Below are 15543 nucleotides of genomic sequence, written 5' to 3'. Positions count from 1 at the left end.
ATGGCTGGTCTTTGTACTTTACCTGTTTTTTCTACTTCAACATAGGCTTAAGGAAGCGAGCTGTGTGCGAACCTTCGATCTGAGACACATCTTCAGGCGTTCCTTGTGCGATGATTTCACCGCCGCCTTGTCCGCCTTCGGGACCTAAGTCGATAATCCAGTCTGCTGTCTTAATCACATCGAGGTTGTGCTCAATGACAACAACAGTATTCCCGTGGTCGCGCAGACGGTGCAGTACGGTTAATAATTGCTGGATATCGTGGAAGTGTAGACCGGTTGTCGGTTCATCCAAAATGTATAAGGTTTTTCCTGTATCACGCTTAGACAGCTCTCTAGCCAGTTTCACACGCTGAGCTTCACCACCTGACAGCGTAGTTGCTGCTTGACCTAAGCGAATGTAAGACAAACCTACATCCATCAGAGTTTGCAGCTTACGAGCAATCGCAGGTACTGGATCGAAGAAAGTACGTGCATCTTCTACCGTCATTTCCAGTACTTCATCAATGGTCTTGCCTTTGTAACGTACTTCAAGTGTTTCGCGGTTGTAGCGTTTACCTTTACATACATCACAAGGAACGTAGACGTCAGGTAGGAAGTGCATTTCTACTTTGATTACGCCATCACCCTGACAGGCTTCACAGCGACCACCGCGTACGTTAAAGCTAAAGCGCCCCGGTTTGTAACCACGAGATCGCGACTCTTGCGTGCCCGCAAACAGTTCACGAATCGGAGTAAAGATTCCAGTGTAAGTGGCTGGGTTTGAACGTGGTGTACGACCGATAGGGCTTTGGTCAATGTCGATCACTTTATCGAAGTGCTCTAACCCTTTGATTGCTTTATATGGTGAAGGGTGGGCCGTTGTTGCGCCATTCAACTGGGTATGAGCAATCTTAAAGAAGGTATCGTTAATCAGCGTTGATTTACCTGAGCCAGATACGCCGGTAATACAACTGAACAAGCCAACAGGAACGGAAAGGTCAACATTCTTTAAGTTGTTACCTGTCGCGCCAAGTAGCTCAACGGTTTTCTTTGGATCGCGTGGTGTACGCTCTTTTGGTACCGCAATCTCTTTCGCGCCACTGAGGTACTGACCAGTCAGTGAGTTTGGATTTGCGATGATCTCGTCCATCGTACCTTCAGCGACCACGTTACCACCGTGTACACCTGCACCTGGACCGATATCGATCACGTGATCAGCACAACGAATCGCATCTTCATCGTGCTCAACTACTAACACTGTGTTACCCAAATCTCTTAGGTGGGTCAGGGTTTTCAATAGGCGTTCGTTATCACGCTGGTGGAGGCCAATCGATGGCTCATCCAGTACGTACATAACACCTACTAAACCGGCACCAATTTGGCTCGCTAGGCGAATACGTTGAGCTTCACCGCCTGATAAGGTTTCCGCGCTGCGTGATAAGTTGAGGTAGTTCAAGCCTACGTTAACTAAGAACTGCAGGCGGTCGTTGATTTCCTTCATCACTTTTTCAGCGATCTGGGCGCGTTGACCTTCTAGCTGCAAGGAGTGGAAGAATTCCAATGCGTCGGCAATGCTGAGTTCAACAATCTCCGGTAGCGTCGTATCAGCAATAAAGACGTTACGTGCTTCTAGACGTAGACGTGTACCGCCACAGCTTGAGCAGGACTTAGTAGAGATGTATTTCGCAAGCTCTTCACGTACCGAGTTAGATTCGGTATCGCGGTAACGGCGTTCAAGTGTATTCAGGATCCCTTCAAAAGGATGGCGCTTAACGCGAATGTCACCACGATCGTTAATGTACTTAAATTCAACTTCAGTACGCCCCGATCCTTTGAGAATGATGTCTTTGGTTTTCTTTGGTAGAGAATTAAACGGTGCGTGAAGATCGAAGCCGTAATGATCCGCCAGCGCTGTTAGCATCTGGAAGTAGTAATAGTTCTTTTGATCCCAACCGCGAATCGCACCTTGTGCCAAACTCAGCGTTTCATCTTGAATGACTCGGCTTGGATCGAAATATTGCTGTACGCCCAAACCATCACAAGTGCCACACGCGCCAGCAGGGTTGTTGAACGAGAACAAACGAGGTTCTAGTTCCTGCATGCTGTAGCCACAAATAGGACAAGCAAAGTTGGCTGAGAAAATCACTTCTTCACCGTCGCCATCCATTGGTGCAACAACCGCAATACCACCAGAAAGCTCTAGCGTGGTTTCGAACGATTCAGCTAAACGTTGCTGCAAATCTGGGCGAACTTTAAAGCGGTCCACAACGACTTCAATAGTGTGTTTCTTGTGTAGCTCTAGCGGCGGTGGATCAGAAAGGTCACAAGTTTCACCATCGATACGTGCGCGGATGAAACCTTGAGCAGCTAGGTTCTCTAGCGTTTTAACGTGCTCACCTTTACGCTCTTTCACGATAGGAGCAAGCAGCATCATTTTGCTGCCTTCTGGTAACTCTAATACTTTATCGACCATCTGGCTGACAGTCTGCGCCGCAAGAGGTGTATGGTGCGTAGGACAGCGAGGCTCACCAACGCGTGCATAAAGCAGACGTAGGTAGTCGTACACCTCAGTAATAGTACCAACGGTAGAGCGCGGGTTGTGTGATGTTGATTTCTGCTCAATCGAGATCGCAGGAGATAAACCTTCGATGTGGTCAACATCTGGTTTTTCCATTAGAGACAAAAACTGACGTGCGTAAGCTGATAGCGATTCTACGTAACGTCTTTGACCTTCAGCGTACAAAGTATCGAATGCGAGAGAGGATTTACCAGAACCACTCAAACCAGTAATGACAATCAGTTTATCGCGGGGGATAGTGAGGTTGATGTCTTTGAGGTTATGGGTGCGGGCACCACGAACTTCTATTTTATCCATCGTTTTTGCTCTATGTATAACCAAGTGACGCAAGTATTACATAGTGTGAGAAATGTGCAAAGAAAATACTGGACAAAAAAACAGTAAACAAAAAGCCCAGCATTAAGCTGGGCTTTCTCATCAATCAGTTTGAGTTGGTTACGCTTCTTTCTTAGTTGCGTGTTTGCCTAGCTCAGACTTCTTTTCGTCTTTTAGGTACAGGTTTTCGAAGCAGTAGTTTGTTGCTTCGATGTAGCCTTCTACGCTACCACAGTCGAAACGCTGACCTTTGAATTTGTATGCCAATACACAGCCCGCTTTTGCTTGTTTAAGCAGTGCGTCAGTGATTTGGATTTCGCCGCCTTTACCTGGTTCTGTGTTTTCGATCAGCTCGAAAATATCTGGAGTCAGGATGTAACGACCAATGATCGCTAGGTTGCTTGGCGCAGTGCCTCGTTCTGGTTTCTCGACCATGTCGTCTACACGGTAGATGTCATCTTTGATCATCTCACCAGAGATTACGCCATATTTGTGAGTTTCTTCTTCTGGAACTTCTTGAACAGCAACGATTGAACAGCGGAACTGTTTGAAGAGCGCTACCATTTGAGCCAGTACGCCTTCTTGTTCATTCACACAAAGGTCATCAGCCAGTACAACAGCAAATGGTTCGTCACCTACAAGTTCACGACCAGTTAGGATTGCGTGACCTAGACCTTTCATTTCGCGTTGGCGGATGTAGGTGAAGTTTGCAGAGTCAATGATTTCACGGATATCAACCAACAGTTCTTCTTTGTTTGTACCGCTGATTTGGTGCTCCAATTCGTAGTTTTTATCGAAGTGGTCCATGATTGAGTGCTTACCACGGCCAGTCACGATACACATGCCGTTCATGCCAGCTTGGATCGCCTCTTCTACACCGTATTCAATCAGTGGCTTGTTCACTACAGGCATCATCTCTTTAGGCATCGACTTGGTCGCAGGGAGGAAGCGCGTACCATAGCCCGCTGCAGGGAACAGACATTTTTTAATCATCGGGGGAATATCCTTTCTCATTTTTTAATCAAGAATCTGGGCATCACTTTAACACGAGAGATGCATATGAATCATGAATTAAGTAGGAAAAAATCTGAGAATCGGAGCCTAAAGAAGCATGAGCAACTAATGTCTTTGTGAATTTGTGTCGCGCATCTAGTTTTATGACATCAGATTTTGGTCAGCCCAAGCAATGGCTTGTACGCGGTTTTTTACCGAGAGCTTCTTAAAAATTTGATACAGGTGTGACTTGATGGTGAACTCACTAACGAACAACTCTTCCGCCATTTGATTGTTCGATGCCCCCGCTTGAAGGCAGCGTAAGACTTGCAGCTCACGAATGGTCAAATCGACGGTGGCTGGCGCTGTGTGGGTACTGATGACATTGCGATAGTAATGCAGGAGTTGGCTGGTCACATTGCGAGGTAACCAGTTCTGACCGTTTACGATCTCTTTTAAACCCTCCCCAATTTGTTCTAAAGAACTATCTTGGTAGAAAATGCCTTTCAATTGCCCAAATGTCAGTAATTCATCCGTAGTCAAACGCTTTGGCACATTGAACACCACGGTTTCAAAATTTTTCCAGATCAACGGCAGATTTTTGATCGATTGAACCAGTTCTTTGTGTTCACTAAAGTCGATCAACAAGATTTTATTGCGGTGTTTCGGGTTGGCTTCCATCAAAGCTTGAGTCGAAATGACAGGGATGTTGATGTCAGTGTATTTTTCCAGAGCTTCGACCTTTTTCGCTGCATCATCTTCCATGCTGATCAGAAAAAGTTTTCTCGCATAAGCCGATTTTTTCACGCGCCTTAATCTCCTTGAGTAAAGTTTCTTGAGTTCGAAAACGCGGATACGTTGGCATCAATCATCACTCAGAGCTATAGGAAGGGAGGAGAAATGCGTTGAGATTCAAAGGTTCGCGAAACGATGTCTGCAAAACGAATCAAAAATGCTACGCCTAGAGGTTGAAGTGAGATTTCGATTCCACCAACTGTTGTCACAGAAGACAATGGGGATTAGGCTTTAATCAAAACATCAAAGCGTGTATTCTTATGCGCTAAAATTTTATATAGATCCAGAGTGAAACGGAGCACATCATGGCCAGCCGTGGAATTAACAAAGTTATTTTGGTGGGGAATCTAGGTAACGACCCTGAAATTCGTTACATGCCTAATGGCGGTGCAGTAGCAAACATCACAATTGCAACTTCTGAGTCATGGCGTGACAAAGGGACTGGCGAACAGCGTGAGAAAACAGAATGGCACCGTGTTGTGTTATTCGGCAAACTTGCTGAAGTAGCAGGTGAGTACCTACGTAAAGGTTCTCAAGTTTACGTTGAAGGCCAGCTTCAAACTCGTAAATGGCAAGACCAAAGTGGTCAAGACCGTTACTCAACAGAAGTTGTTGTTCAAGGCTTCAATGGCGTAATGCAAATGCTTGGTGGTCGTGCTCAAGGTGGCGCACCTATGGGCGGTGGTCAGCCACAACAGCAACAACAAGGTGGTTGGGGTCAGCCTCAACAGCCAGCTCAGCAGCAGCAATACAATGCTCCTCAGCAACAACAACAGGCTCCGCAGCAACCACAGCAGCAATACAACGAGCCACCAATGGACTTCGACGACGATATCCCGTTCTAAGTCGATTCAGTATTGAGTTTAAAAGGCCGCGAATTTCGCGGCTTTTTTATTATCTTCGCGCCTATATCGTGGGCTCAATCATTTCAATTTGTAATTAAAAGACAGTAACGCTCAAATATCGAATGATGTTTTGTTTCTTTCCGCCTCAGCTTCTCACATTCACACGAATGCGATTGTTTACTGAACGCTTATCAAGTATAAATATTTCAACAAGGTATATGATGAATAGAAAAGGAATTTGGTATTCATGAGGTATACCCCAACTCTTAAGCTAAGCACGCGGCTGGTGGCCTTTGTCACCATGATCGTTATTTGCGCAATGTTTATCTTGTTTGTCGGTGGCACCCTCTCTTTCAAACGACTAGGACAAGAGTATCTCAACCATTATTTGGAAGGGATCGTAGAAGTTGTTGATAAGGAGATGGAGGATCCTGACGCAGCGTATTCGATGCAACGTTGGATGCCAAAGATGCTGCAAGCAAGCAACATTGTTGAAATGACGCTCTCAACCAACAATGCTGTGGTTTATCGCTTCAAAGATACTTCCCATAAGATGGATAATTCCGTTTTGTTTGAGCACGAGTATCAGCTTAATCATAACCAAGATTACACCATCTATTTCAAAGCCATTCCTCCGTATCTAGGCTACGGTTATTCGATGCAAGCACTTTGGTCGATCACGCTAGCGGTCATTTTGATCATTTTCTGTTTAATGCGTGGTGTTAAATGGCTCAAAGAACAGCTAGCAGGATCGGAAATGCTTGAAGAGCGTGGACGCATGATCCTCGCGGGGCGAGTCGAACAATACGCCAAAGGTGATGAGCGAGAATGGCCATATACAGCTAGTGAAGCGCTAGATGTATTGATCGAAGAGCTTCAAGATGCGCGCCAAGAGCGTAGCCGCTTTGATACCTTTATTCGTACTCAAACCTTTCTTGATAAGCTCACTGGTACTGCAAATCGTGTGCTGTTTGATAGCAAGCTTGAATCTGCTTTGTTGGAAAGTGGTGCTCGTGGTTCAGTGATGCTGATTCGTATCCAAGATTGGAAGTCTGTCGAAGAAGAGCAAGATAAACAAACTTGTGATGAGTTTATTGTTGAAGTGGGCAGTTTGCTTTCAAACTTAGTTCAGCGTTATCCCGATGTTGTGTTCTCACGCTACTACAATGCTGATTTTGCCCTGTTCTTACCTCATCAAGCGGCAAAAGATGTCGCAAACTTGGCGTCTCAATGTATTCGCCAATTAGAAAAGCTTCATCCGCCTTACCCTCTCGATTCTGACAACTGGTGTCATATCGGTATCACCATGTACAAAGAGGGCGAACGTCATAGCCAAATCATTGATGAAGCTGAAACCGCATTGCGTAGTGCTCAGTTACAGAATAATAACAACTGGAGTCGTTTTAAGAAGTGGAACCACGACGAAGAAGCTCGCGGTAGTGTGAGATGGCGTACGCTATTTGATTCAGCACTCACACCTGAAAATGTGATACTCTACGCACAATCGGCCTATTCAATAAGTGATGTGGCGCATAAAAAACCATTACATGAAGAGTTAACATGTCGGATTCGCGATCCGGAAAATGGCATTGTTAAAGCGTCTCGCTTTATTTCTGCTGTTCGACAAGTTGGCTATGAAGCACAAATGGATCGCGCTGTTGTTCATAAATTCTTAAAAGATTTTAAACATAGCTTTGATAGTTCCAAGTGTTATGTCGTTAATCTGCATGTTGTGCCTTTTGGCCATCGAGAATACTTCAAATGGTTCCGTGATGAACTCTTACAGTTGTCACGTGAGCAAAGAAAGTGTCTCATTTTTGAGTTTGTGGAAGCACAATTTGTAAGACACTTAGACTTTATGCGACCAGTCGCTAAAATGCTGGCCGGTTTAGAATGTCACGTCATGATTGGGCAAGCGGGACGCACGATCGTTAGCACCCATTATTTAAAAGAAGTAGACATTCGTTACCTTAAGCTTCATCGCAGCTTGGTAACAAAAATCGATCAGAGACATGAGAACCAGTTGTTTGTTCGCAGTATGTTGGGTGCGGCCGCAAACAGTAAAACAAAAATAATAGCAGTGGGAATTGAGAATAAGCACGAATTGAACACCCTGAATGAATTAGGGGTTCATGGCGGGCAGGGACGTTATTTCTCTCCAGAAGAGCAGTATCTACCTAGATCCAAACCAACGGTCATTTCTCAATCTGAATCTCAAGTAAAATTGGGACGCAGAAATCGCTGGCGAAAAAAATAAAGATAATAATCATGGATTTTAAAGCAGTACTCGATAAGCTCAAGCGGTCATCGGTTGGTGGTCGTACGTGCTTTTTGGTCATTCAGCCAGACGCAGTTTATTTATCATCACCAACGAAAAGCAGTCGACCATCCAAATTTGAGATCACAGAATCAAATTGGGAACGAGCTTGTGAGCAAGCACTCAGTGTTGCTGCCAGTTCTTACGACTCGTTGGCAGTTGTGCTTTCTCACAACTATTACCAGATGTATCAGATCGACAAGCCTGCGATGCCGCGCAATGAGTGGCCGTCGGCGTTGCCGTTTCTGTTAAAAGAACTTATTTCTGAACGTGCTATCGACATTATTGCCGATGCCGCAGAGTTACCTAACTCAAATAAAGTTCAAGCTTATGTGCTTTCGCGCAAAATCCTCGACAAGATCGTACTGCTTGCAAACCGAGTTCAATTAACGCTTGAAGCAATCATTCCTGAAGATGATATCTGGGGGGATACCTCTGGTGAGCTAGGCAACTTCCTACTTCTACAACGCAGTGCGCGTGGTCACTTCCGTATTAGCGCATTCGTTGAGCACACTATTGCTTTCCATCGTTCTATTCGCAGTGTCACGCCTCCATTAACAGGTGTGCCGTCAAGCGACCTACAGATGGATAGCCTATCGCTTGAACTACAACGATCGATAGATTACCTCTCTTCTCAACTGCGTCATGTCCAATTGCATCAGCTTAAGGTCTGTTGTGATGATGAAGATGAAAAAGAATTGGTGGAGTCGCTTAACTATCGTTTAAGCACCAAAGTTTCGCCTTTGCTTGCCGAGGAGCATGAGCTATCAGGTCATGTATTGGCTGATACGGCATTAGCAACATCAAGTGCTCGACGTGTCAATCTCTACCCTGATTTTCTAAAGCCGAAGAAGAACCTGCTTACGTTAAAAAACGTCGCTATCTCTTGGGGTGTCGCTGCCGCGTTGATTTTCTTGTATTACGGTTATGTCACTTGGCAGAGCCAAGGCGTTGAGGATGAAATCGCGATTGTTAAAAGTCGTGGCGATATCATGAAATCAGAGCTGACACGCCAGCAAGCTAAGTTGCGTAAACACCAGCCGGATACCAACAAGTTGGCGGCGAAAGCACGTTTAGAGCGTGAGGTGAAAGCAAAACGTGACTCACTAAAAGCGGTCGGAAAATATGATGATTCACAACGCACTGGATACTCCGGCGTGATGGAATCTCTTGCCAAGCTTGGCAGCAATAACATTTCTTTGTCTGAAATTCGTATCGACAATACGACTTTAGATCTCAAAGGCTTGGCTCGTTCGCCAAGCTCAGTCCCAAACTGGGTGAGTCAATTTAAGAATGAAATAAGCCTTGTTGGACGTACTTTTGATGATGTGAAGATTGGTCGTAACGAAGACAACATTGTGACCTTTGAATTGAAGACGCGTGGAGACAAAGAGAAATGAACGAATTCTGGTCCTCGTTAAAAGAGCGCTTCGATGAGATGAGCGCACGAGAGAAGGTATTGATTGCCTTGTGTGGTCTTGTCACAGTCGTAATGCTGCTGTTTACCTTGGTGTTAGAGCCGAAACTGAATGAAGTTACCAGCAATGATAAACAGCTACGTAACTTAAAGCAGACTAATCAACAGACTGAAATCGAGATCTTACGCATCCAAGCGCAATTAAAGAAAGATCCGAACGCTGAGATTGATCAGGCTATTTCTCAATTGCTAACCGAAAGTCAGCACCTATCGATGCAGCTTTCTGAAATTATTGAACACTTGATTACGCCTTCTCAAATGGCGAACTTGTTAGAAAGTGTATTGGAGCAGCAAAGCGGTATTCATTTATTGTCACTTCAGACATTGCCTGCGGAGCCGATAACAGAAGATAAAGAAGCGTCGCAATACTCAGGTTACTACGTGCACCCAGTTCGAATGGAACTTACCGGTGACTACTTTGCAATTGCTAATTACCTAACAAAACTTGAAAGCTTGCCTGCAAGTTATTACTGGCGAAGCTTCAGCTACAAAGTCGAAGATTATCCAAAAGCAAAACTTGTATTGGAAGTCTACACCCTAGGTTCACGAGAGGAGTTTATTGGTGGTTAAGAAACTCATTATCTCATTGGCGCTTGTTTCTATTGCAGGCAGCTGTTGGGCGAACCAAGACCCAACTGCGCCGCTGGGCTGGACGAAACCAGCTACCGAGCAAGCAAAGCCAAAAGCGAAACAATATCGTCTGCCAACACTGAATAGCATCGTTTGCAAGCCAAACACGCCCTGTGTAGCGATTTTGGACGACCGTATTGTTGAGCCTGGGGCAAAACTTAATGGCTACCGAGTAGCTAGCATCAACAGTGAATTTGTAACTTTAAAGCGTGGTAACCGTCAGTGGAAGCTAGAGCTTTTTGGTTTAAACGTAAAAAAATAATAATCAGAGCCTGATCAGATATGCGCAAATTAGTTGTAGGAATTGTGATTGCTTCCTTAATGGGTTGTTCTATGGGTCACCGCGATCCAGTAGAAGTGAAGCAAGCACTGAATGAATCTATCAATGAAGCAAACAGTCGTGCCCTAGAAGACATTCCATCTTCAGTGGAAGCCGATCTTATGCCAAACCTAGACGCCAACATGTCGTCTCAGCAAGGAACATTGAAGCGTTTTAGAATCCAAGCCAACGCGGTTGAGGCGCGTAGCTTTTTTGCTTCTTTGGTTAAAGGCACCGAATACAGCGTGGCGATCCACCCTGCGGTACAAGGCAATATTACCGTAAACCTTTCTGATGTGACGCTAGATGAAGTGCTGAATGTTGTGCAAAACATGTACGGTTATGACGTCGTGAAGTCGGGTAAGGTAATTCAAATCTACCCAGCAGGTATGCGTACCGTAACAATCCCTGTGGATTACCTTCAGTTCAAACGTTCTGGTCGCTCGCTAACAAGCATCGTAACCGGCTCTGTAACCTCAGCAGGTACATCAAACTCAGGCGGCAGCTCTGACGATTCTGACTCTTCAGATTCAAATAACAACAATGGTGATAGCTCAACAACCTCAACGGGCGGCACTCGCATTGAAACCATCACTGAAAGCGATTTCTGGCCAATGCTACAGCAAGCGGTGGCTAACCTAATTGGCTCAGGTAAAGGCCAAAGCGTTGTTGTGACCCCACAAGCTGGCGTGATCACTGTGCGTGCTTTCCCTGATGAAATTCGCGAAGTTCGTGAGTTCCTTGGTGTATCGCAAAAGCGTATGCAGCGCCAAGTGATTTTAGAAGCGAAAATCTTGGAAGTGACATTGAGCGATGGCTATCAACAGGGTATCAATTGGTCAAACATGTCAGCCTCAATTGGTAACTCTGGCAGCGTTGTCGTGGATAGAAACCCAGTAACTCTGCCTTTGGATGCGATTGGTTCATTGCTAGGTGGACAGACGAATGTAACGTTTTCTGATGGTAACTTTGAAGCAGTGATGAACTTCATGGCTACGCAAGGTGATTTGAACGTACTATCGAGCCCGCGCATTACCGCGGCAAACAACCAGAAGTCCGTGATTAAAGTGGGTACTGATGAGTATTTTGTAACTGAGCTGTCGAGCAATGCAGGTAACGGTGAGAACTCCAATGCCGTTCCTGAAGTTGAGTTGACGCCTTTCTTCTCTGGTATTTCTTTGGACGTTACTCCGCAAATCGACGACAAAGGTAATGTGTTCCTGCACGTTCATCCTGCTGTCATTGAAGTAGAAGAAGAGATTAAAAACCTAAACTTGGGCGGTGATTTCCAAAACATTCAGTTACCTCTAGCTAAAAGCTCAATTCGTGAATCTGACTCTGTAATTCGCGCAAAAGACGGTGACGTAGTGGTGATTGGCGGCTTGATGAAGCAACAAAACCTAGAGCAGGTTTCGAAGGTTCCTTTCTTAGGTGATGTGCCTGCGCTTGGTAATTTATTCCGTAACATCAATAACGTAACGCAAAAAACTGAACTGGTTATTCTGCTTAAGCCAACCGTTGTTGGCGTGAACACATGGCAGAAAGAGCTAGAGCGTTCACGTGACTTGTTGCAAGAGTGGTTCCCTGACGCTGAGTAATCGGTGTTAGAACTGTCGTTAAACGTGGTTTTGTGATTCGACTATGTACTTGTCGCATTTTGGATTTCGAGTTCAACCTTTCTCACTGACCCCTAATACAGAAATGTTTCTGGGGTTAGTGCCTCACTACGAGGCCATTCAAACCATTATGGCTGCAGTCAAAATGGGGGAAGGGGTGATTAAAGTGACCGGAGAGGTTGGCACGGGCAAAACCATGGTTTGTCGTAAGTTAATCGAGCAAATTGAATCTGAAGTTGAACTCGTTTACTTACCCAACCCCGCTCTAAATGGCGAGCAGTTACAGTTTGCGGTCGCTCGTGAGTTGGGTATTGAAGATAGCGATCCGCTCAAGGTGGTTTCGCTGATCCAAGAGCGTTTAATTCGAATTCATGCGGTAGGTAAAAAGACGGTACTGATTGTTGATGAAGCACAGGCATTGTCATCAGAAGCTCTGGAAACGCTGCGTTTATTCGGCAATTTGGAAACGGAACAAGACAAGCTGATACAACTGGTCTTGTTTGGTCAGCCTGAATTGGATGAGCGACTTGGCACTCATGAATTAAGACAGTTCCGTCAGCGAATTACGTTTAGTTGCCAGCTTCGTCCTCTCTCGATTGAAGAGGGCGTCGCCTATATCAACAACCGTTTAGACAAAGCAGGAAATGGTGCCCATATCTTCTCGATTGAGCAGAAAAAAGCTATTTGGCGTTCGGCGATGGGTATCCCTAGATTGATCAACCAAATCAGCCATAAAGCCTTGCTGACGGCGTTTAATGACCGTTGCACCTTATTAAAGAATCAACACGTTTACGTTGCAATGCATGACACCTTTGATGCGCGTAAACCTAAGTTTAAAACTCCCAAATTTTGGGGATGGAGCCAGCCTTGAGTGCCATCAATAAAGCATTATCAGAACTTGCTGAAAAAGAATCGCCTTCTGCACTAACGAAAGCAGAGATTCCAAGTATCACACGAAGCAAACCGTGGCTGTGGCTAGTGGGTGGCTTCTCATTGAGCCTTGCTGTTGGAGGTTGGGCGGTCTCTCAAGGTCCGGCACCGATGGAAGACATTACATCTTCATCGAACATTTCAATGAATACCGTCAGTGTTGATAACTCACCAATCATGGCAGTGAATCACTCACCGACCAGCAAAGTGACGCCTCAGTTAGATAATGTGGTGTACACGCAAAGAATTGAGAAACCAAAGGTAACGGTTGAGCTGCCTGTGGCGAAGCCCACTCCGCAAGCAGAGCAATTCACTGCTAACGCAGAAGTGAACCAATCAGTAGAACAACCGATGTTGTTGGCGAGCGTGAATCAGAATGTGAATACCTCGTCGAATGTGTCACAAGATAGCTCAATGCGTATTGAGCAAGTTGAACTGACGCACCAACAGTTAGCAGAAAAAGCATTAGCACGTGCAGATAAAGCCATGGATGCGAATGATATGAAGACGGCTTTGTCTGCATTCGATGAAGCACTTCGCTATCAGCCAACGAATTTAGAGGCCCGTCAGAAGTTAGCGGCGTTGTATTTTGGAAAAGGGGATACGCGCAAAGCTTATGAGATATTACAGTCGGGCATCACACTAGACACCAATAACCAAAGCCTACGTCTTGCGCTATCAAAACTGTTGATGAAAGCGGAGCAAGCTGAAGCAGCATTAAGCCCACTTGTGCATCTACCGCCAGCACCAAGTCGCGAATATTTAGCCATGCGAGCCGCGTTGGCCCAAAAGCAAAAGCAAAATGAAATTGCTTTGGAAAGTTACCAACTATTGACTCAGCGCGAACCTGAGAATGCGCGCTGGTGGCTTGGTTTGGCCATTCAACAAGAGCGAGCATTAGCTTTCACTCCGGCGATCGCTTCTTATAAGCAAGCGCTGGGCAAAGTCGGTATTTCAAATCAATCTCAGGCATTTATTCGTGATCGCTTGAATATCTTAAAACAACTGGAGAGTGCGCAATGAAGATTCAGTTGAGAAAACGCTTAGGCGATCTGTTAATTGAAGAAGGTATTGTTTCTGAAGACCAAGTTCAGCAGGCGCTGAATGCTCAGCACAGTACTGGTCAAAAGCTGGGTGATGCGCTGATTGATCTTGGGTTTATCAGTGAAAAGCAGATGCTTGAGTTCTTGTCCCAGCAGTTGAGCTTGCCCTTAATTGATTTGAGTCGTGCTCCTGTTGATGCCGATGCGGTGCAAATTCTCCCAGAAGTACACGCGCGTCGTTTACGTGCCATGGTTGTGGCCCGTAATGGTGACACATTACGTGTTGCGATGAGTGATCCGGCGGACTTGTTTATTCAAGAGTCGCTGATGAACCTTCTTGGTCAATACGACTTAGAGTTCATCATCGCACCAGAACGCCAGTTAGTAGATAGTTTTGACCGTTATTACCGTAGAACCAAAGAGATCGCTTCGTTTGCAGAACAGCTTCAAGCAGAGCATCAAGACGTTGAAGGCTTCGACTACGGAATTGATGAAGGTGACAGCGAAGAAGTTACCGTTGTTAAGCTGGTTAACTCCATGTTTGAAGATGCGGTGCAAGTCGGTGCGTCGGATATTCATATCGAGCCCGATGATAAAGTGTTGCATTTGCGTCAACGTGTCGATGGTGTTCTTCATGAAACACTTCTAAACGAGGTGAACATTGCCTCAGCGTTAGTATTGCGTCTAAAGTTGATGGCACATCTCGATATCTCTGAAAAGCGTTTACCTCAAGATGGTCGTTTTAATATTAAAGTTCGTGGTCAATCGATTGATATTCGTATGTCGACGCTACCGACGCAATACGGTGAATCGGTAGTAATGCGTTTGCTAAACCAATCTTCTGGTTTACGTAAGCTTGAAGATTCCGGTTTGCCGCCTGAGCTACTTGCTCGTCTTCGTCGTCAGCTTTCTCGCCCACACGGAATGATCTTAGTTACTGGCCCTACAGGCTCCGGTAAAACCACCACGCTTTACGGTGCGTTGAGTGAATTAAACGAACCGGGTAAAAAGATCATCACCGCAGAAGATCCGGTGGAGTACCGCTTACCGCGTATTACACAGGTGCAGATCAACAGCAAGATTGATCTAACGTTTTCTCGCGTGCTACGTACCTTCCTACGTCAAGACCCAGACATCATCCTTATTGGTGAGATGCGTGACCAAGAAACGGTTGAAATTGGCCTTCGTGCTGCACTGACTGGTCACTTGGTATTAAGTACCTTACACACCAATGATGCCGTAGACAGTGCGCTGCGAATGATTGATATGGGGGCTCCTGGCTATTTGGTAGCAAGTGCTGTTCGTGCGGTTGTGGCTCAGCGTCTTGTTCGTCGTGTCTGCCCAGATTGTAAAACCACCGACGTGCTCGATGAGGCTCGTCAGCAGTGGCTTGCTGGGCGCTTCCCTAATCAAGTAGGGCAAACTTTCCATAAAGGTGCTGGTTGCCAAAACTGTAACCTAACCGGTTATCGCGGCCGAGTTGGTGTGTTTGAGATGCTTGAGCTTGAACATGAAATGATGGACAAGCTACGCGCGAATGATGCCGTGGGCTTTGCTCAAGCAGCACGCCGCTCAGAAAACTACAAGCCGCTATTGGCTTCTGCGATGGAACTTGCGCTGCAAGGCACTGTGAGTTTGGACGAAGTCATGACCCTGGGCGAAGGGGATGCTTCTGGTAAAAACGACCCAATTTTCATGTAGGTAAG

Annotated in this window: 12 protein-coding genes; 9 read left to right on the top strand and 3 right to left on the bottom strand. The window is 45.6% G+C overall.

The features are described 5' to 3' along the window. Positions 1 to 31: 31 nt before the first annotated feature. The 3 genes from uvrA to ATB78_RS23500 all read right to left on the bottom strand — a co-directional run bounded on the left by uvrA (position 32) and on the right by ATB78_RS23500 (position 4672). Positions 32 to 2854 carry an excinuclease ABC subunit UvrA gene (uvrA, locus tag ATB78_RS23510; protein WP_061010773.1) on the bottom strand — a complete coding sequence of 941 codons (2823 nt, stop codon included), beginning with the start codon at positions 2852 to 2854 and terminating at the stop codon, positions 32 to 34. Between the two features lie 138 nt (positions 2855 to 2992). Further along, positions 2993 to 3865 carry a UTP--glucose-1-phosphate uridylyltransferase GalU gene (gene galU / locus ATB78_RS23505; RefSeq protein WP_061010771.1) on the bottom strand — a complete coding sequence of 291 codons (873 nt, stop codon included), beginning with the start codon at positions 3863 to 3865 and terminating at the stop codon, positions 2993 to 2995. A gap of 162 nt (positions 3866 to 4027) precedes the next feature. Continuing rightward, entirely contained in the window at positions 4028 to 4672 is a 645-nt protein-coding gene (locus ATB78_RS23500) for a LuxR C-terminal-related transcriptional regulator (protein ID WP_005438104.1), read from the bottom strand. A gap of 293 nt (positions 4673 to 4965) precedes the next feature. Between ATB78_RS23500 and ATB78_RS23495 the strand changes: the two genes are divergently transcribed. From ATB78_RS23495 to ATB78_RS23455, 9 genes are all read left to right on the top strand, one after another. Then, positions 4966 to 5505 (top strand): single-stranded DNA-binding protein, encoded by a 540-nt coding sequence (locus ATB78_RS23495; RefSeq protein WP_005438106.1) that lies wholly within the window; start codon positions 4966 to 4968, stop codon positions 5503 to 5505. Between the two features lie 247 nt (positions 5506 to 5752). Further along, positions 5753 to 7762: an RNase E specificity factor CsrD gene (gene csrD / locus ATB78_RS23490; RefSeq protein ID WP_061010770.1), complete on the top strand. Its 2010-nt coding sequence runs from the start codon at positions 5753 to 5755 to the stop codon at positions 7760 to 7762. Between the two features lie 11 nt (positions 7763 to 7773). Then, on the top strand, positions 7774 to 9222 hold the full coding sequence (locus ATB78_RS29900) for a hypothetical protein (RefSeq protein ID WP_061010768.1): 1449 nt from the start codon (positions 7774 to 7776) through the stop codon (positions 9220 to 9222). After that, positions 9219 to 9869: a type II secretion system protein GspM gene (gene gspM / locus ATB78_RS23480; RefSeq protein ID WP_061010766.1), complete on the top strand. Its 651-nt coding sequence runs from the start codon at positions 9219 to 9221 to the stop codon at positions 9867 to 9869. Before ATB78_RS29900 ends, gspM begins: the two co-directional genes overlap by 4 nt. Then, positions 9862 to 10191, top strand: coding sequence for a hypothetical protein (locus ATB78_RS23475; protein WP_041060965.1), 330 nt, complete (start codon positions 9862 to 9864; stop codon positions 10189 to 10191). Before gspM ends, ATB78_RS23475 begins: the two co-directional genes overlap by 8 nt. 20 nt (positions 10192 to 10211) lie before the next feature. Further along, positions 10212 to 11846: a pilus (MSHA type) biogenesis protein MshL gene (gene mshL, locus ATB78_RS23470; protein ID WP_038896958.1), complete on the top strand. Its 1635-nt coding sequence runs from the start codon at positions 10212 to 10214 to the stop codon at positions 11844 to 11846. Positions 11847 to 11889: 43 nt separating this feature from the next. Then, positions 11890 to 12735: an AAA family ATPase gene (locus ATB78_RS23465; RefSeq protein WP_061010764.1), complete on the top strand. Its 846-nt coding sequence runs from the start codon at positions 11890 to 11892 to the stop codon at positions 12733 to 12735. After that, positions 12720 to 13817 carry a tetratricopeptide repeat protein gene (locus ATB78_RS23460; protein ID WP_061010762.1) on the top strand — a complete coding sequence of 366 codons (1098 nt, stop codon included), beginning with the start codon at positions 12720 to 12722 and terminating at the stop codon, positions 13815 to 13817. Before ATB78_RS23465 ends, ATB78_RS23460 begins: the two co-directional genes overlap by 16 nt. Further along, on the top strand, positions 13814 to 15538 hold the full coding sequence (locus ATB78_RS23455) for a GspE/PulE family protein (protein ID WP_061010760.1): 1725 nt from the start codon (positions 13814 to 13816) through the stop codon (positions 15536 to 15538). The genes ATB78_RS23460 and ATB78_RS23455 overlap by 4 nt, the downstream gene beginning before the upstream one ends. Positions 15539 to 15543 lie beyond the last annotated feature (5 nt).

Origin of the sequence: Vibrio sp. CUB2 (genome assembly GCF_001557945.1) — a bacterium.
Taxonomy (GTDB): Bacteria; Pseudomonadota; Gammaproteobacteria; order Enterobacterales; family Vibrionaceae; genus Vibrio; species Vibrio owensii.
The sequence above is the reverse complement of the archived record's forward strand: the minus strand, read 5'-3'. Positions and strand labels throughout refer to the sequence as shown.